The 17112-nt window shown below is 45.6% G+C and carries 15 protein-coding genes; 9 read left to right on the top strand and 6 right to left on the bottom strand.

All coding sequences use genetic code 11. The annotated features are described in order from the left end of the window. Positions 1–43 precede the first annotated feature (43 nt). The 3 genes from G590_RS0106625 to G590_RS0106615 all read left to right on the top strand — a co-directional run bounded on the left by G590_RS0106625 (position 44) and on the right by G590_RS0106615 (position 6172). Positions 44–1870, top strand: coding sequence for an ABC transporter permease (locus G590_RS0106625; RefSeq protein ID WP_022764892.1), 1827 nt, complete (start codon positions 44–46; stop codon positions 1868–1870). Between the two features lie 2 nt (positions 1871–1872). Continuing rightward, on the top strand, positions 1873–3519 hold the full coding sequence (locus G590_RS0106620; RefSeq protein ID WP_022764891.1) for an ABC transporter ATP-binding protein: 1647 nt from the start codon (positions 1873–1875) through the stop codon (positions 3517–3519). A 139-nt stretch (positions 3520–3658) separates the two neighbouring features. Next, positions 3659–6172 carry a clostripain-related cysteine peptidase gene (locus G590_RS0106615; RefSeq protein ID WP_022764890.1) on the top strand — a complete coding sequence of 838 codons (2514 nt, stop codon included), beginning with the start codon at positions 3659–3661 and terminating at the stop codon, positions 6170–6172. Between the two features lie 64 nt (positions 6173–6236). Here G590_RS0106615 and G590_RS0106610 read toward each other — a convergent pair whose 3' ends face one another. From G590_RS0106610 to G590_RS0106600, 3 genes are read right to left on the bottom strand one after another with little or no spacing between them, the layout of a single operon-like run. After that, positions 6237–7046: a YlmH/Sll1252 family protein gene (locus G590_RS0106610; RefSeq protein WP_022764889.1), complete on the bottom strand. Its 810-nt coding sequence runs from the start codon at positions 7044–7046 to the stop codon at positions 6237–6239. After that, the gene (locus tag G590_RS0106605) at positions 7027–7527 is read right to left on the bottom strand and encodes an NUDIX hydrolase (RefSeq protein ID WP_022764888.1); all 501 of its coding nucleotides are present in this window, start codon (positions 7525–7527) and stop codon (positions 7027–7029) included. Before G590_RS0106605 ends, G590_RS0106610 begins: the two co-directional genes overlap by 20 nt. A gap of 2 nt (positions 7528–7529) precedes the next feature. After that, entirely contained in the window at positions 7530–8474 is a 945-nt protein-coding gene (locus tag G590_RS0106600) for a 3'-5' exonuclease (RefSeq protein ID WP_022764887.1), read from the bottom strand. Positions 8475–8647: 173 nt separating this feature from the next. On the opposite strand from G590_RS0106600, the gene G590_RS0106595 reads away from it, so the two are divergent. Beyond that, complete coding sequence (locus tag G590_RS0106595) at positions 8648–9190, top strand: glutathione peroxidase (protein ID WP_022764886.1); 543 nt, start codon at positions 8648–8650, stop codon at positions 9188–9190. Between the two features lie 9 nt (positions 9191–9199). On the opposite strand, the gene G590_RS0106590 is transcribed toward G590_RS0106595, so the two are convergent. Together G590_RS0106590 and G590_RS0106585 are read right to left on the bottom strand one after the other, a co-directional pair. Beyond that, positions 9200–10018: an alpha/beta hydrolase gene (locus G590_RS0106590; RefSeq protein ID WP_022764885.1), complete on the bottom strand. Its 819-nt coding sequence runs from the start codon at positions 10016–10018 to the stop codon at positions 9200–9202. A gap of 17 nt (positions 10019–10035) precedes the next feature. After that, a complete protein-coding gene (locus tag G590_RS0106585) occupies positions 10036–11352 on the bottom strand; it encodes a D-alanyl-D-alanine carboxypeptidase family protein (protein WP_242829765.1) in 1317 nt (438 codons plus the stop codon). 217 nt (positions 11353–11569) lie between these two features. Here G590_RS0106585 and trmB point away from each other — a divergent pair, with 217 nt between their 5' ends. Genes trmB through G590_RS0106570 form a run of 3 tightly spaced genes read left to right on the top strand, consistent with a single transcriptional unit; the run spans position 11570 to position 13361 of the window. Continuing rightward, entirely contained in the window at positions 11570–12223 is a 654-nt protein-coding gene (gene trmB, locus G590_RS0106580) for a tRNA (guanosine(46)-N7)-methyltransferase TrmB (protein ID WP_022764883.1), read from the top strand. A 5-nt stretch (positions 12224–12228) separates the two neighbouring features. Further along, entirely contained in the window at positions 12229–12549 is a 321-nt protein-coding gene (gene trxA / locus G590_RS0106575; RefSeq protein WP_022764882.1) for a thioredoxin, read from the top strand. Between the two features lie 38 nt (positions 12550–12587). Then, the gene (locus tag G590_RS0106570) at positions 12588–13361 is read left to right on the top strand and encodes an SH3 domain-containing protein (RefSeq protein ID WP_022764881.1); all 774 of its coding nucleotides are present in this window, start codon (positions 12588–12590) and stop codon (positions 13359–13361) included. Positions 13362–13387: 26 nt separating this feature from the next. Here the strand turns inward: G590_RS0106570 and G590_RS0106565 are convergent, their stop codons facing one another. Continuing rightward, positions 13388–13837, bottom strand: a complete 450-nt coding sequence (locus G590_RS0106565; protein ID WP_022764880.1) for a hypothetical protein — start codon at positions 13835–13837, stop codon at positions 13388–13390. Between the two features lie 31 nt (positions 13838–13868). Between G590_RS0106565 and murI the strand changes: the two genes are divergently transcribed. Both murI and nrdD read left to right on the top strand, forming a co-directional pair. Continuing rightward, the gene (gene murI, locus G590_RS0106560; protein WP_022764879.1) at positions 13869–14681 is read left to right on the top strand and encodes a glutamate racemase; all 813 of its coding nucleotides are present in this window, start codon (positions 13869–13871) and stop codon (positions 14679–14681) included. 90 nt (positions 14682–14771) lie between these two features. Continuing rightward, on the top strand, positions 14772–17009 hold the full coding sequence (nrdD, locus tag G590_RS0106555; RefSeq protein WP_022764878.1) for an anaerobic ribonucleoside-triphosphate reductase: 2238 nt from the start codon (positions 14772–14774) through the stop codon (positions 17007–17009). Positions 17010–17112: the final 103 nt, after the last annotated feature.

Below are 17112 nucleotides of genomic sequence, written 5' to 3'. Positions count from 1 at the left end.
TACGACCCGAATATCATGGTAAATAGAGAAAGGAACACTTAACATGCAGACAATCGCAAAACCAGACAAAAGTGCGATTTTCAAGAATAAGGTAAAGACATGGTTTTCCCAACCTCAGAATATTATACTTTTGCTGTTTGGGATTGTTTTGACCTTCAGTACTGTCGCACCGATCATCGCAATTGTAAAAGACACTTTTGCGATTCATCCGGGAACCATTGATCAGCATCTGACAAAAAGAGCTTCCGGATACACAATAGTTAACTACACAGATCTTTTCACAAGTAAACTTGCAAAGACAAACCTCTGGACACCGCTTCTTAACACGGTGATCCTCTCAGTACTTACCTGCTTTATATCAATCCTGTTCGGCGGACTTTTTGCTTTCCTTGTAACAAGAACAGATATGAAGTTTAAAAAGTACTTAAGCTCCATCTTCATTTTCCCTTACATCATGCCTCAGTGGACACTGGCTGTTGTATGGCAGCACATGTTCTACTCAAACAAAGTAACGGGAACATCCGATGGACTTTTAGCAGCAATCTTTAATGTGTACTTCCCACACTGGTGGTGCCAGGGAGTATTTCCAAGTGCCATGGTTCTCGGTCTTCACTACGCGCCCTTCGCCTACATTCTTATAGGCGGTATCTTCAAAAACATGGATGCCAACCTCGAAGAGGCAGCAACCATCCTTGATACACCGAAGTGGAAGATAATGTTCAAGGTTACACTTCCAATGATCAAGCCGGCTATCCTCTCAACAATCCTTCTGGTATTCGGAAGTGCCATGGGAAGTTATCCGGTACCGCATTATTTGAACCTTACAACACTTTCAACCAAGTACATTTCAATGAACAGCAAATACACCGGAGAGGCTTCAATCCTCGCCATCATCATGATGATCTTCGGCGTACTGATTCTTGGAATGAACCAGCTCTCACTTAAGAGTCGTAAGAATTACACCACTGTAACCGGTAAGTCAGGTCAGCTCACAAAGCTCACGATCGGTAAAGTCGGAAAATATCTTGTGGGAATCATCTTTATCATCATCACATTCTTCACAAGTATCTGGCCAATCGTTCTGTTTGCCCTTGAGACCTTCCTTCCGAATCCTGGTGACTACAGCTTCCTTTACACAGGAAACCTTGCACACCTTACAAACAAGTGGTGGGTAACAAACGAGAATATTACAGAGAACGGTATGTACGGTCAGCCCGGTATCCTGTACAACAAGACAATCTGGCATGCATTCTTCGGAACTTTATTCCTGGCAGTTGTCTGTGCACTTATCGCAGGAACAATCGGAACTCTTATCGGATATGCCGTAGCAAAGAAGAGAAGAAATAAGTGGGCTAATTACGTAAACAACGTTGCATTTTTGCCTTACCTTATGCCTTCCATCGCAGTTGGAGCAGCGTTCTTCATCCTCTTCTCCAACGAGCGCATCAATCTGTTCAACACATACACACTTCTGATCATCGCAGGTGTTGTAAAATACATACCGTTTGCTTCCCGAAGCTCTCTGAACTCAATGCTTCAGATCTCTAACGAGCTTGAAGAAGCCGCGATAATCATGAACACATCATGGATAAAGAGAATGACCAGGATTATCATTCCGATCCAGAAGTCCTCTATCATAAGCGGATATCTTCTTCCGTTCATGACATGTCTTCGTGAGTTGTCCCTGTTCCTTCTTTTGTGTACACAGGGCTTTATCCTTTCAACTACACTTGACTACTTCGATGAGATGGGTCTTTACGCATTCTCAAGTGCCATCAACCTGATCCTCATCGTAACAATTCTTGTATTTAACACATTAGTGAACAAGCTGACAGGCGCCAGCCTTGACAGCGGCATAGGAGGAAAGTAATCATGCCGGAAATCATTTTAGAAAATATAACAAAACGTTGGGGAAAGTTCTTCGGCGTAGACAATGTAAGCCTCAATATCCCGGATAATTCCTTTATTACACTTCTCGGACCTTCAGGCTGTGGTAAGACTACAATCCTTCGTATGATCGCAGGTCTCGAGACTCCCACTGAGGGAAGGATAACAATCGGGGACAAGGTAGTGTTTGATTCAAACGCAGGTATCAACGTTCCTGCCAACAAGCGTAAAGTAGGATTCCTTTTCCAGAACTACGCACTTTGGCCCAACATGACAGTTTACGAGAACATCTCTTTTGGTCTTAAGAACATCCATGAGGAGATGCCGGTAGTTGACGTTGAAGCCAAGCAGGCAGGGGATCTTGTGAGAGCCCTTCAGAACGGCAATAAGGTAAAAGAGATCATTGAGGAATGCCGTGATAAGAATGGCAAGCTCGATGAGAACAAGGCTTATGTTAAGCTTATCGACAATTACAATCTCTCAATCTATACAGCAAAAGATCTTTTTGCTATGGGCATTCATACTGCATCCGATGCAGCAGCTCTTGCTAAGACCAAGCTTGCAGAATATGAGAGTAAGCTCGCCGGAATTAAGAGCAGATATGAAAAAGAGGGCAAGAGCCTGAACGATAAGTTTGAAGTAACAAAGAACGGTGAACCTGTTATCGAAAACAGAAAGCTTTCCAAGGAAGAGATTGATTCAAGAGTAAGAGCATGCTCAAGAATCGTTAAGATCGGAATGTTCATGGACAGATACCCTGCAGAGCTCTCGGGTGGACAGCAGCAGAGAGTTGCAATTGCCCGTACACTTGCTCCGGAGCCACAGGTTCTTTTCATGGATGAGCCTCTTTCAAACCTTGATGCCAAGCTTCGTCTCGAGATGAGATATGAGCTGCAGAGACTCCATGTTGAGACAGGATCAACTTTCGTATATGTAACACATGACCAGATGGAAGCAATGACACTGGCCACAAGGATCTGCCTTGTAAGCAACGGTGTTCTTCAGCAGTACGCAGCTCCGCTTGAAGTTTACAACAGACCTTCAAACCTCTTCGTTGCAGATTTCGTCGGAAATCCTTCCATGAACTTTGTTGATGCAAAGGGAACTCAGGGAAGCGATGGAAGCCTTTCACTGGATATCCTCGGCGGAATCAAAGCAAGATTTGTTCCTACAGAAAAGATGGACCTCACAGAATGGAGAGCAGCTCGTGACAAAGAAGCTGCTGACAAGGCAGAGTTTGAGCGCCAGAGACTCCTTCAGAAGGGCGCTGTAGAAAAGAGCAACAAGGACGAGGTATTCAAGTACCATGTTCAGAAGGTGGAAGAGCAGGATGATTCAATTGTTGACGAGCCTGTCATCACCGACGAGGACTTCGTTATCGGTATCCGTCCTGAAGCAATAGACATCGATCCAAATGGCAAGATCGACACAACCATCTATGGTGCGATGCCTACAGGAATGGAGTCAACACTAAAGCTTAAGGTTGGTGAGTTCCTTCTTACCAGTGTTATCTTCGGTGGCGTGATCTATCAGATCGGCCAGGAAGAGAAGATCAATATCAATGGGGAGAACATCCTCCTCTTTGACAGAAGATCAGGTAAGCTCATCTGCTCAGGCAGGATTGAGCTCTGATATAAAACATCCTCTACTTAAGAATCTTGAGTCTATGGGCCATCCGCGTGAATTATTCATGCGGATGGCTTATTTTATGGTAAAATAAAGGGGCAAACGTGATTTATTCGCATATTAGATTACGTAAGGGAGGCATAAAATGGAAAACAGACCGGTAGGTAGAAAGAAAAATGTCACCGAAGGCGGCAGCGGGGTTCACAAGCGTGGTGAAGGCCTGGGCACCGGCCCTGTCGGTAACAGTGCTGGTTATTCATCGGGTTCATCTTCATCCGGTGGGGGTGGCGGCCCTCAGAGATCCGGCGGTAGAAGTCCCCTCTTTATGATCATTATTATTTTGTTCCTTGTTCTCGGAGGCGGTGGAGGATTATCCTCATTCCTCGGAGGCGGAGGCAGCAGTGTAAGTGATACTACGCAGTATACAAATACTACTCAGCAGACACAGCCGGCTACGACCACAACAACTTCAACAGGTTCAGGGTCAGCATCAACCGGTACCGGCCTTAGCAGCTCAGGTTCATCAGGAATGTCTATTCTGGGACAACTCCTTGGCGGAGGCGGGTACGGCGCATACTCAGGTGCCAGCTCAGGAGCATCGGCAGCATGGAGCGCAGATCCCAACACAGGAAGACTCAACACATCGGTATCTCCAAGCGCTCGTGCAAAGAGAACAGTTATTAAGGGCAACGGCGAAGATGTTGTAACCATCATGGTTTACATGTGCGGCGCAGACCTTGAGTCCAGAAGCGGAATGGCCAGCAGGGATATTCAGGAAATGCTGGGTGCAAACCTCGGGGATAACGTAAACCTGATCATATATACAGGCGGAGCAAAGCAGTGGCAGAACAATGTTATCTCAAGCTCCACAAATCAGATATATCAGATCAAGAACGGTCAGATGGCACTTCTTAAGGACAACCTCGGAAATGCAGCAATGACCAAGCCGGAGACACTTTCAGGCTATATAAACTGGGCTGCCAAGAACTTCCCGGCTAACAGAAATATCCTTATCTTCTGGGATCACGGCGGCGGATCCACAGGCGGCTATGGATATGACGAGAAATTCCCTCAGGCAGGAGCTATGTCCCTTGCAGGAATCAATAAAGCGCTCAAGGACGGAGGCGTGACCTTTGACATGGTCGGCTTTGATACCTGTCTGATGGCTACAGTTGAGAATGCACTTGTTGTTTCAAACTACTCGGATTATCTTGTGGCTTCCGAGGAGACAGAGCCCGGTATAGGCTGGTACTATACAAACTGGTTAAATGCCCTTGGCAAGAACACGTCCATGGAGACTGTACAGATCGGCAAAAACATCATTGATGACTTTACCGATGCCTGTGCAAGAAACTGCCCCGGACAGAAGACAACTCTTTCACTTATAGATCTTGCGGAGCTCTCTGAGACAGTTCCCGCAGAGCTTGCTGATTTCTCCAAGGATACTTCCGAAATGATAAACGGAGATAATTTCCAGACAGTATCCGGCGCAAGAAGCAGCACAAGAGAATTTGCTCAGGCAAGGATAGATCAGGTTGACCTTGTGGACTTTGCAACCCGCATGGATACAGCAGAGTCAAAAGAGCTGGCATCAGCCCTCAGGGACGCCATCAAGTACAACAAGACAAGCTCAAACATGACCAATGCATACGGACTTTCAATTTACTTCCCTTACAAGAAGTCAGGAAATGTCCAGAGTATGCTTAATACCTACGATGACATCGGAATGGATGAGGACTATGCAAAGTGTATCGCAAGCTTTGCATCGATGGGTACAGCAGGTCAGGTGGCAGCAGGCGGAAGTGCTACGGGATCACCTGTCGGATCCATTTTCGGAGACTTCTCGGGAAGCACAGGCAGCAGCGGAGCAGGCTCAGCTGAGCTTATTACACAGCTCCTCACAACCTTCCTCTCAAGTGACTTTAGCAGCGTATCAGGTCTTACATCATCCAACTCAGGCTTTATCGGAAAGAGCCTGGATGTCGAGAGAGCAGCGGAATATATCGCAAATCACAGCTTTGATCAGTCAGCTCTTTTCTGGTCTCAAAACGCTGCAGGCGAAGATGTGATCAAGCTTTCCGAGGATCAGTGGAGCATGGTTCAGGACCTTGAGCTCAATATGTTCTATGATGACGGAGAAGGCTATGTAGACCTTGGACTTGATAACATATTTGACTTTGACGATGAGGGCAACCTTAAGTCTCAGACAGATAAGACATGGATGTCAATTGACGGACAGGTAGTGGCATATTATGTCATCGATGTTCAGGGAACATCAGACAGCTATGCGATTACAGGCCGTGTTCCATGCTATATCAACGGCGTAAGAAGTAATCTCATTCTTGTATTCGATTCAGAGAATGAGGATGGATATGTGGCAGGAGCATGCTACGATTACGTTGAAGGCGAGACAGAGACTGTTGCCAAGAACACAACCGAACTTGCAGAAGGTGATGTCATCGACTTTGTATGCGACTACTACGGATATGACAAGAGCTACCAGGACAGCTATTACCTTGGCGAGCCTATGACAGTTAAGGGCAGCATGTCAGACATGACGATCAGCAACACCTATGTCGGCGACGGAGAGGCTCTTGTAACCTACAGATTTACAGATATTTACGGCCAGGATTACTGGACAGATGCAATTGCTTACTGATTGATAGGGTAAAATAAACGCCATCACTTCAAGAGTTGAAGTGGTGGCGTTTTTCTTTCTTACATTATACAAATTTCCTAGCGCTAACAAAGAGCCTTCCCTTCCTTGTGGTACCGGAAGGACCGTCATATATAAACTTGCCGTGTCCTCTTACTGATACCCGGCTTCCGACCTTTAAGTCATAACCGCCGCTATAGGCAGTACGTCCATCGATGAATACCATCTCGCTCTCTATAAGCTTCTGGGCTTCGCTTCTTGAAAGGTGATAGACGAAAGCAATGATCGCATCAGTTCTCTCGGAGGCGACACTTCCGCTTACCTCTTCATATGTGGGCCGGATATTGCAGTCAGCTGAGCTTACCTTTTCGCATTTTACTGAGGTGTGCCTGATCCTCACCAGCTCTTTGCAGATCATCTCGGCAATCTCGATTGTGGCAAAGATATAAGCTTCTTTATCGCCGGTCAGGATGTCACCTATCTGATCGCGCTCTATTCCAAGATTCATAAGAGCTCCCAGATAATCCCTGTGGTTTAAGTCATCCGAAAACTTGTTGTTTAGTGGAGTGATATGCACGCAGGCGAGCACCGTCTGCTCAGCCTTTTCCGAGGCGAGGAAGGTCTCTTCATCCATATAATCAGGGAGGAAGCACACCATAGCCCTCTCGGCATCATCAAAGCCGCCGTAGATACAAAAAGCGGCGCCACAGTATTCATGCACATTTGATGGAACTCCCTCTGAAGAGAGCATCCTGTAGAAATGCGAAAGTTCAGAGAGTGATAGAAAGTCCGTGTGAGTAACAAAACCGTTCTGATAGGCTCTGTTCGCCAGATCTCTGATCCTCCCCGCAAGGAACTCATAACTCTTTTCTTCCAAGTGAAAGCTCCTTTCCGTTAAGGATCGCAAGCCTTAGATTATCCTCTTTGTCATAGGCCATTTTCAGGGAAAAGAAATCCCGGCTCTCTTCAAGCTGCTTGAAGAATATTTTGTCGCCTTCCCAGAGGTTAAGGTTATAAACAGCTTTTTTGTTTACCCATTCAAGCTTGCCTTCATTGCATTCTTTGGGTTCACCGCCGGGCCATTTGGCGGTAAAAAGACTCATCAGCTCATAGTCACCCTTGTCGGAGACAAAGGTAATGACGGCCCTATAGGCAAAGTCCTCAAGAGGAATGTCAAAGCCTGTTTCCTCAAAGACTTCTCTCTTTACACATTCCTCGGGGCTTTCAGTGCCTTCAAAGTGGCCGCCGACTCCGATCCATTTGTCCTTGTTGATATCATTTTTCTTGGAAATCCTGTGCATCATGAGATATTCATCATCTCGTTCGATATAGCACAGGGTTGTAAGCTGAAACTCCATGTTCAGTCGTCCTTATCTTTCTGTCTCTTTTTGATCTTGCGATGTTTCTTTTTCAGGTCTTCCATGTCTTCGGTGGAGATGAACCTGCAGGTCTTAACTACATAGAGTTTATCGTTCTCAGCCTTTTTGATGCGAACCTTGGCTTTCATGAAGCCGTGCTTTTCGCAGTATGCAACAGCGTAGTAGTGCTTGCCGTTAGGGGTAAACCACTTGACTACCCTCTTAAGGTTCTTTTTACAGAGATAACACCTGGTGCTCATGATCTCGATATTCTCAAGGATGTCTTCTTTGTTGGCAAACTCACGCGAGATGTACTTCTCGTAGTTGTCGAAGATTATCCGTATTTCCTGCTTCTTGGTCTTGGGTGTGACATAGGTGTCAAAAGAAATCTTACTGAGAGCCTTTTCGCCGAGGCGCTTAAAGATCTTGGCTGTATATTCCGCATCTGCCAGAGCTCTGTGAAAAGGAATATCTTTTTCGATGCCCAGCTCGTCAATGGCAGACTCAAGGCCCCTTCTGGATTTTCCGTTGTCATAGGCAAGACTGTAAAGCTTTTGGACATCGTAAAAAGCAAGGGGTCTGTCAGATAAAAGAGGCTGACCGAAGAAATCCAGATTGCGCTGGAATTCGGTAAGGTCCAGCGGTCCCCAGGTACAGAACTTGGGATCTTCTCCGCACCATTCCAAGAACTCTTTTGCAACATCCTCAAATTTCTCGCCGCTTTCAAGATCCTCCATTGAGAGATGGATGAGCTTGCCGGTTATGCGGTGCATGTGCTGATGGACCTGCGGCTTAATAAGCCGTGAGAATTCACCTATCTTTTCTCTGTTTTCATTAAGTTTGACTGCGCCGATCTCAACAATCTCAAAGACGAGAGTTTTGCCGTCCCTGGTAACTGGCGCATCACCCTGATTCCACTCAAGGTCAAAGACAATGTAGTTATTCATGCATTAATGATAAGAGGAGAAAAAAATATTTGCAACAGGTATTGACAAATTAGATTGCGCACAATATGATTGTATACAGAGACAAGCAGATATATATACAAATAAATATATCGAGCTTGCTCAGATAGATTTGTTTGTATAGTTGTTTATGGAATTCAAAAGGAGGATTCACCATGAGCTTTTATGATTATTCGGTAACAGATGCACAGGGAAATGAAGTATCAATGGAAAATTACAGAGGTAAGGTAGTGCTTGTTGTAAATACAGCAACAGGATGCGGATTTACCCCACACTATAAAGATATTGAGGCTATGTATGAGAAGCTTCACGACAAGGGACTTGAGATCCTTGATATTCCTTGCAATCAGTTCGCAGGCCAGACCCCCGGAACTGACGAGGAGATCCATGAGTTCTGTCAGCTTCACTACAACACAATGTTCCCTCAGATGAAGAAATCAGAAGTAAATGGTGAAGGTGCACTTCCTCTTTACAAGTTCCTCAAGAGCCAGAAGGGCTTTGAGGGATTCGGAAAAGGCCCTGCAGCCCTTGCTATGGGTGTAATGCTCAAGAAGATCGACAAGGATTACAAGAATAATCCTGAGATCAAGTGGAATTTCACAAAGTTCGTTGTGGACAGAGAGGGAAATGTAGTTGCCCGCTTTGAGCCCACAGCTGATATGAAGAAGGTAGCAGAATACGTAGAAGGAATTATGTAATCCTGCGGATCAATACTTCTTCATCCATGTAGTAGCAAGATCTATCCACGGCTCTGCGACAGGTTCGATTTCTTTTAACTCGTTCCCAGCAGTAAGCTCGTTTGCCAGAGCAAGGCCGTGACAGCCTTCCGGGAATATATGGAGCTCAGTACTGATGCCGTGCTCACGAAGAGCAGTTGCAAACAGAAGTGAGTTCTCTACCGGAACAGCCCCATCTGTAAATGTATGCCATATGAATGTCCTTGGAACATGCTCGTTGACAGCGTTTTCCAGGGACATCATTTCTTTTAGCTCTAAATAATTATCTCCAAGAAGGTTCTGGATTGAACCCTCGTGAGCAAATTTCCCCGAAGTGATAACCGGATAACAGAGCATGAGACCGTTTGGTCTTAGCTTGATTCTGTCTGCATAGGTTATGTTCATGCCCTCAGATAAAAAGTCGCTCATCCACATGCATGCGTAGCTTGCTGCGAGATGTCCGCCGGCTGAGCAGCCCTGAACGACTATGGAGTCCTCTTTAATGTGCCATTCCTTTGCATGTTCTCTTATAAGAAGAATTGATCTTCCAAGCTCCATAAGCGCTGTCGGAAAGACTGCAGGAGCGCAGGAGTATCTAAGGACAGCTGCATGATAGCCCTTGGCAAGAAATGAAAGGGCTATGGGTTCTGCCTCTCTGTCCGAAGTGTAGGCGTATGCCCCTCCGGGACAGATAAGGATAAGAGGACGATCCTTGATATTGAGAGTCTCTGCGTACTCCTGAATATATACGGTCAGCTTGGCTCCTTCAAGGGAGCCTTTTTCTTTGATGTCAAATTCCTGATATATCATTTTTTATCCTCACAGTCTTAAAATTTCTTTGATTTGAATTTCGTGCGTCTGTATTCTTTTTTCCTGCGGTTGTAGCGAACCTTGTCGTACTTGCTGTATATCTTTTTGCCGGATACGGCAGCAGCGGTTATTGAACCTATGATTGTGGCAAGGATCAGTATGGCAATTGCGATCGCAAGAAGAATCCTTACATTTATGAATATGGTCTTGTCTGCAGCCGAGCTGTCAGCTGAGTTTATTCCTGCCGCTGATGAGTAACATACGTAAGCGTTTCCTATAGGTGCGCCGTTAAAGCTGTAGGCAACTCGTGCGATTGCAGTGGGGAACTGGCTCTTTTCCGAATCGGTGAGATCGTATTGTATCTCATAATCGGTATCTTCTATGGTTGATGTCTTGGGAATTATGATCTGGTCGCTCTTTCCAAGTTTTAATATGGTTCCGGATCTGCCAAACACATCGTTGTCGGACTCGAAGAACAGTGAGTCATCGGGCATGTACCTTGTGTCTGAATCGGCTACGTTAATTGATTTAAAGTTGTTGAAACCGTAATTGAGAAGAGTAACAGTGTCAGTAAACTGTGACGGCGACTCCTCCATGAAGACGATGCAGATGAGCTTGAGGCCGTCTTTTTCTGCACAGGTTACCAGGGTTTCTCTTGCAAGGTCTGTGTATCCGGTCTTGCCGCCCACGATCCCCTCATAGGACATCTCGCCGCTGATGAGCTTGTGTTTGTTGTTGAGATAGAAGTCATCAGGCTGGTTGTCGGAAGCTGTAAAGTGATAGCGTGCGGTGTTTCCGACTTTACAGAGAAGCTCATTGCTAAAAAAGGCTTTTGAGATAAGTGCAAGGTCGTAGACACTGGTGTAGTGATCATCCGCCTGAAGGCCGTTGGTATTTGAAAAGTGGGTATTGGTGCAGCCAAGCTCCTTGGCTCTTTTATTCATAAGATCGACAAAGGCTGAAATACTTCCGCTTACGTGCTCGGCGACGGCGTTGGCTACTTCATTTGCACTGCCGACCATGATACCGTAGAGAGCCTGTTCAAGCGTGATTGACTGGCCGACGTCCATTCCGATATTGGAGCCTCCCTGAGGAACGCTGAAAACGGCTTCATTGGAAAAAGTGATCTCATCCGCAAGACCTGCATTCTCAACAGCCAAAAGGCAGGTCATGATCTTGGTGGTGCTGGCAGGATATAGTTCTTCGTTGATATTCTTGGCATAGAGGATGGTACCTGTTCCGGCCTCCATGACAATGGCTGCTTCTGCAGTTATCTCGGGGCCGTGGGGCCAGGAGCTTATTTCGTTGGACTGAATGGGAAGTTCTTTGCGCAATTGAGCTGCCTCTTCGTAGTCGGTAGCAGCACAAGCAGTGTCACAGACAGACAAGCTCAGAACGAGAAAAATGAGGGCTGCGACAATGGATCTGTATATTAAATTTCTTCTTATGTTAGTATATGTAAGCTTCATGACATGCTTATAATACAATACTTCCAAACTTCGAGCAAATGGTGTAAAATTCATAGTATAAGATTCACAGGCAGGAAGAAAAATGCGTTTACGTAACATAGCAGGATCAAGAGAAGTAATAGCTGATTCAGACTTTACGATCAAGGATCCTGAAAAGAAAAAAGGCCTCTGGAAAAAAGAGGTATTTGGAAATGACAACGAGATCCATATTGAGATAGGAATGGGTAAGGGCAGATTCCTCATGGATATGGCAGCACTTCACCCCGATATCAACTACGTTGGAATCGAGAAATACTCAAGTGTACTCCTCAGAGCCTTACAGAAGCAGGAACAGCTTCTTTTACCCAATATCATCTTCATCCGAATGGATGCTGAGACCATCACTGAAGTGTTCGCACCATCTGAGGTCGGAAGGATATACCTGAATTTCTCGGACCCATGGCCCAAGGACAGACACGCCAAGAGAAGGCTTCCGGCAAGAGAGTTTTTGAAGCGCTATGACCGGATACTGGTACCTGACGGAGTTGTCGAGTTCAAGACAGACAATAAAGACCTGTTCCAGTTTGCACTGGATGAGATAGAGCCTGCAGGATGGACACTGGATGCCGTGACTTATGACCTTCACAACGATGAGGTCATGAACAAGGGCAATGTAATGACAGAATATGAAGAGAGGTTTTCGGAGGCAGGAAACCCAATATACAAATATATAATCAGCAGAAAGAAAGGGGAGTAATTTACATGGACTACACATTAAACAGTCAGAATTTCGAAGAAGAAGTGCTTAAGAGCAAACTGCCGGTGCTTGTTGATTTTTCAGCAGACTGGTGCGGCCCCTGCAAGATGATGGCTCCGATGATCGACGAGTTCGCAGAGGAGTACGAAGGGGAACTCAAGGTTGGCAAGATCAATGTTGATCAGTCACCTGATATCGCTCAGAAGTACAAAGTAATGTCAATCCCAATGTTCGCTTTCTTCAAGAACGGCGAGGTTGTGGAGACAGCAGTCGGAGCACTGAACAAAGCTAAATTACAAGGAATAATTGACAAGGTGCTGGCTTAAAAAGCCAGCACTTTTTAAAGGAGACCGGGGGAAGAGTTTTGTCAGATAAGATTACAAATTTTGAAGACTACAAGAATAAAGCTGTAACACCGGAGCCTGTTTCGCAGGATACAATGAACATCGAGATCGAGGATCCGTACCAGTTCCTGAACGCTGAGGAGAGGGAGGAGTATATTCTCCAGCGCCGCAAGGAGCTTGGTGAAGATGTGCCCAAAGAACCCCGCAAGGAGCCGGAGGAGGATAGACCTCACAAAGAGGAGCCTGTCGAAGAGAGAAGAGAAAAACGAAGGGAACCCAGACAAGAGAGAAGACAGAGGGATCCTGAACCCAGAAGAAGACCGTCAAGGGAGCGTTATGAGTCGGAGGATGATCCGGATTATGATGAAGACTACGATGGTGATGACGGTTACGACGAGGATGATGCCGAGGGCGGTATCAACATGAACCTTGTGGTGCGCGTTGCATCAATACTCACCGGAATAATAATTCTGGCGATTGTCGCAATGGCACTTAAGGTTAAGGTATATGACAGATATTTTGCGCCTGATCCCGATGAGGCGCCGGCATCTGTGGCAGCGCCTGCAATACCTGCAGGATTTATTGAAAAGAACGACACAGTGGTGGTTACCGGAGCTTCGACGTTAAATATCCGCTCCGTTCCCAGTTCTGAGAGCAAAGATACTGTAGTGGGACTTGTTCCGGAGGGCGATGAACTCAAGAGGATCGCCGTTTCGGAGGACGGACACTGGGCCCTTGTGGAAGTTGACGGGCAGCAGGTCTATGCATCCATGAAGTATCTCAAGGAAAAATAAAAACCACCGGAATAAGCTCGGTGGTTTTAACGGCTTCTTGTATGGAGCCAGCTGTAAAATTTATCAAGGCCTTCAGAGAGGTTTTCGCTTGAACGGGCTAAGCTTTCTACGTGAGAGAGAACCTCTTTTTCTGTGGTGTCCTTGGCGTAGCCGGCAATCCTGGTTGCGCATTCGCTTTCAAGTCGGGAGTAGTCCATGTTCACCAGAAGGGTGTTGTGGAAATTTCCGACAGGTTCATAGAGTGCGGGGTACTTTTTCCTGACCAGGGCAAATTCATCAAGAATCTGCTCTCTGGATTGGAGACAAAAGAGGATATAGGCAGATTCTACGATTTCTGTAGGTTCAATCTCATCCTCGTAGGAACTGTCTTCATAGCCTGCTCTTGTGGCGTAGTATTCGCATATCTCCTGAACCAACGCGCCAACTTTTGAGTTGTCATATAATTTTTGAAGTTCATCAAATATTTTTTCGCTCATGAGTTTATTGTAACACAGAGGAAAAAGAAATATGAAGATAGGAATTTTTGATTCCGGCATCGGAGGACTTTCGGTTTTGCATGAGGCATACCATCAGCTTCCGAATCAGGAATTCATTTTTTATGCAGATACACAAAATGTTCCATATGGCACCAAGTCTCCTGAGCAGATAGTCGGTTATGCCACAAAGATAACAGACTTTCTTATAGACAAGGGGGCAGAGGCAATAGTTGTAGCCTGTAATACGGCTACCAGTGTGGCGATCAAGGAGCTTCGCAAAAACTATGATATTCCGATCCTTGGAATGGAGCCGGCTGTTAAGCCTGCAGTAGAGGGAACAGAGAAAAAGAGGATAATGGTCATTGCGACCCCGGTCACTATCAGACAGGATAAGCTAAAAGACCTGCTCCACAGAGTAGATGAGGATCACAGAGTTGATCTTCTTGCAATGCCAAGGCTTGTTGAGTTCGCCGAGAGAGAGGAATTTGATACTCCTGCGGTAAAAGAGTACATCACAAGCCAGTTCGGAGCCTTTGATAAAGCAAAATACTGTGCGCTGGTTCTGGGCTGTACCCACTTTAATTACTTTAAGCCGTCCTACAGGGAATATTTCGGAGAGGAAACTCTTTTGGTGGATGGGAACAGTGGTACGGTAAGACATCTTGCAGATGTGCTTTCATTGGAAGTGGCACAAGATATAGATATGTCTTTTGATGATGAAAACGAAATGTCGTGGATGAAAAACACGGAATATTATTTTTCTGGAAAAGAAATTTCCGGGAGAGAAACGCTGGAACACTTGAAAAGACTGCATTTGCGCCTTGAAAAAGTTCGAAATATTTGAGCTTGAATTAATCAATATAATGTATTATCATATTTATATGACCACAATATATTGTGTGCAGAAGGTGTTTCAAAAGGAAAGGGGTTTGTTATGAAGATAATAAAGAGAAGCGGCAAAGAAGTTGCCTTTGACGGCAGCAAGATTATCGCTGCGATTGAAAAGGCCAACAACGAGGTTACTGAGGAGAAGAAGCTGACAGAGGGTCAGATCAGTGACATCGAGAAATCTGTTGAAAAGCAGTGCGCCTCTCTTACCCGTGCAGCCAGCGTGGAGGAGATTCAGGACATGGTTGAGGATGGCCTGATGAAATCCGGCAAGTTCGAGGTTGCAAGGAAATATATCACATATCGTTATAAGCATGCTCTGGTTAGAAAATCAAACACAACCGATGAGCAGATCATGTCTCTTATTGAGTGCAGCAACGAGGAAGTCAAGCAGGAGAATTCCAACAAGAATCCTACTGTTAACAGCGTTCAGAGAGACTATATGGCAGGTGAAGTCAGCAAGGATATCACAAAGAGATTCCTTCTGCCCGATGATGTTGTTAAGGCTCATGAGGAAGGACTTATCCATTTCCATGATGCGGATTACTTTGCACAGCACATGCACAATTGCTGTCTTGTAAACCTTGAGGATATGCTCCAGAACGGAACAGTTATTTCCGAGACCATGATCGAGCGTCCAAAGAGCTTTTCAACTGCATGCAACATCGCAACTCAGGCAATTGCCCAGATAGCAAGCTCACAGTACGGCGGACAGAGTATAACACTTTCTCACCTTGTTCCTTTTGTTGATGTCAGCAGACAGAAATTCCGCAAGGAAGTTGCTCTCGAGTTTGAGACAGCCGGCATGAAGATCAACAAGAAACAGGTTGATGAGATCGCAGAGATGCGAGTTAAGAAAGAGATCGAGAGAGGATGCCAGGTTATCCAGTATCAGGTCATTACACTTATGACCACCAACGGTCAGGCTCCTTTCATCACAGTATATATGTATCTCGACGAAGTTCCCGAGGGACAGATGAGGGAAGACCTTGCAATGGTCATCGAAGAGATGCTCAAGCAGCGTATTTACGGTGTTAAGAATGAGAAGGGTCAGCTTATCACACCTGCATTCCCTAAGCTTATCTATGTTCTTGATGAGGACAATATAAATGAGGATTCCAAGTACTGGTACCTCACAGAGCTGGCTGCTAAGTGCACAGCCAAGAGACTTGTTCCCGATTACATCTCAGCCAAGAAGATGAGAGAGCTCAAGAAAGGCGATGTTTATCCTTGCATGGGATGCAGATCTTTCCTTACACCTGACAACGAAGCTCTTGCAGAGGGACTTTGCAATGCAGGCAACAAGGCTAAGGCCAAGAATTATACAGAAGGAACACACAAGTATTACGGAAGATTTAATCAGGGTGTTGTAACACTTAATCTGGTTGATGTTGCATGTTCATCCTCCAAGGATGAGGACAGATTCTGGGAGATCCTGGACGAGAGATGTGAGCTTTGCTACAGAGCACTTATGGCAAGGCACAACAGACTTTTAGGAACACCTTCCGATGTGGCTCCTATCCTTTGGCAGAACGGAGCACTTGCCCGTCTTGAGAAGGGTGAGAAGATTGATCCGCTTCTTTTTGGTAACTACTCAACAATTTCTCTTGGATATGCAGGACTTTGCGAGTGCACCAAGTACATGAAGGGCGTATCACATACAGATCCGAGAGGAAAAGATTTCGCATTAAAGGTTATGCAGTTCCTTAACGACAAGTGCGCAGCATGGCGTGCTAAAGAGAACGTATCATTCTCTCTTTACGGAACTCCTCTTGAGTCAACAACCTACAAATTTGCCAAGGCTCTTCAGAAGAGATTCGGCATAATTCCTGAGGTTACTGATAAGAACTACATTACAAACAGCTATCACGTACACGTAACAGAGCAGATCGATGCATTCACCAAGCTCAAGTTTGAAGCTGAGTTCCAGGCTCTTTCACCGGGAGGAGCTATCAGCTACATCGAAGTTCCTGATATGAACAGCAACATTGAGGCTGTTATCTCTGTTATGAAGTACATCTATGAGAACATCATGTACGCAGAGCTCAACACCAAGTCAGACTACTGCCAGTGCTGCGGATATGACGGAGAGATCAAGATCGTTACCGATACAGACGGCAAGCTTATCTGGGAGTGCCCTAACTGTGGCAACCGTGATCAGAATAAGATGAATGTTGCAAGACGTACCTGTGGATATATCGGAACTCAGTTCTGGAATCAGGGACGTACCCAGGAGATCAAGGAGAGAGTTCTCCACATGTCCAATCCTAAGATTTCCTGCTGATAATTGGTTATAGGCGAACCCGTGTAAGGTATCGCTTGGGGGTTATTGAAAAAGTATGAAATACAGATACGAGCCGGGCATTTAGTCCGGCTTGTATTGTATC

Origin of the sequence: Butyrivibrio sp. XPD2006, from assembly GCF_000420865.1 — a bacterium.
In the GTDB taxonomy this organism is placed as follows: domain Bacteria; phylum Bacillota; class Clostridia; order Lachnospirales; family Lachnospiraceae; genus Butyrivibrio.
The sequence above is the reverse complement of the archived record's forward strand: the minus strand, read 5'-3'. Positions and strand labels throughout refer to the sequence as shown.

Coding starts and splice junctions, on each gene's coding strand:
- trmB (WP_022764883.1), top strand. CDS start 11,570: ATGCGTTTACGTAACATAGCAGGATCAAGAGAAGTAATAGCTGATTCA.
- nrdD (WP_022764878.1), top strand. CDS start 14,772: ATGAAGATAATAAAGAGAAGCGGCAAAGAAGTTGCCTTTGACGGCAGC.
- G590_RS0106615 (WP_022764890.1), top strand. CDS start 3,659: ATGGAAAACAGACCGGTAGGTAGAAAGAAAAATGTCACCGAAGGCGGC.
- murI (WP_022764879.1), top strand. CDS start 13,869: ATGAAGATAGGAATTTTTGATTCCGGCATCGGAGGACTTTCGGTTTTG.
- G590_RS0106600 (WP_022764887.1), bottom strand. CDS start 8,474: ATGAATAACTACATTGTCTTTGACCTTGAGTGGAATCAGGGTGATGCG.
- G590_RS0106590 (WP_022764885.1), bottom strand. CDS start 10,018: ATGATATATCAGGAATTTGACATCAAAGAAAAAGGCTCCCTTGAAGGA.
- G590_RS0106605 (WP_022764888.1), bottom strand. CDS start 7,527: ATGGAGTTTCAGCTTACAACCCTGTGCTATATCGAACGAGATGATGAA.
- trxA (WP_022764882.1), top strand. CDS start 12,229: ATGGACTACACATTAAACAGTCAGAATTTCGAAGAAGAAGTGCTTAAG.
- G590_RS0106620 (WP_022764891.1), top strand. CDS start 1,873: ATGCCGGAAATCATTTTAGAAAATATAACAAAACGTTGGGGAAAGTTC.
- G590_RS0106565 (WP_022764880.1), bottom strand. CDS start 13,837: ATGAGCGAAAAAATATTTGATGAACTTCAAAAATTATATGACAACTCA.
- G590_RS0106625 (WP_022764892.1), top strand. CDS start 44: ATGCAGACAATCGCAAAACCAGACAAAAGTGCGATTTTCAAGAATAAG.
- G590_RS0106595 (WP_022764886.1), top strand. CDS start 8,648: ATGAGCTTTTATGATTATTCGGTAACAGATGCACAGGGAAATGAAGTA.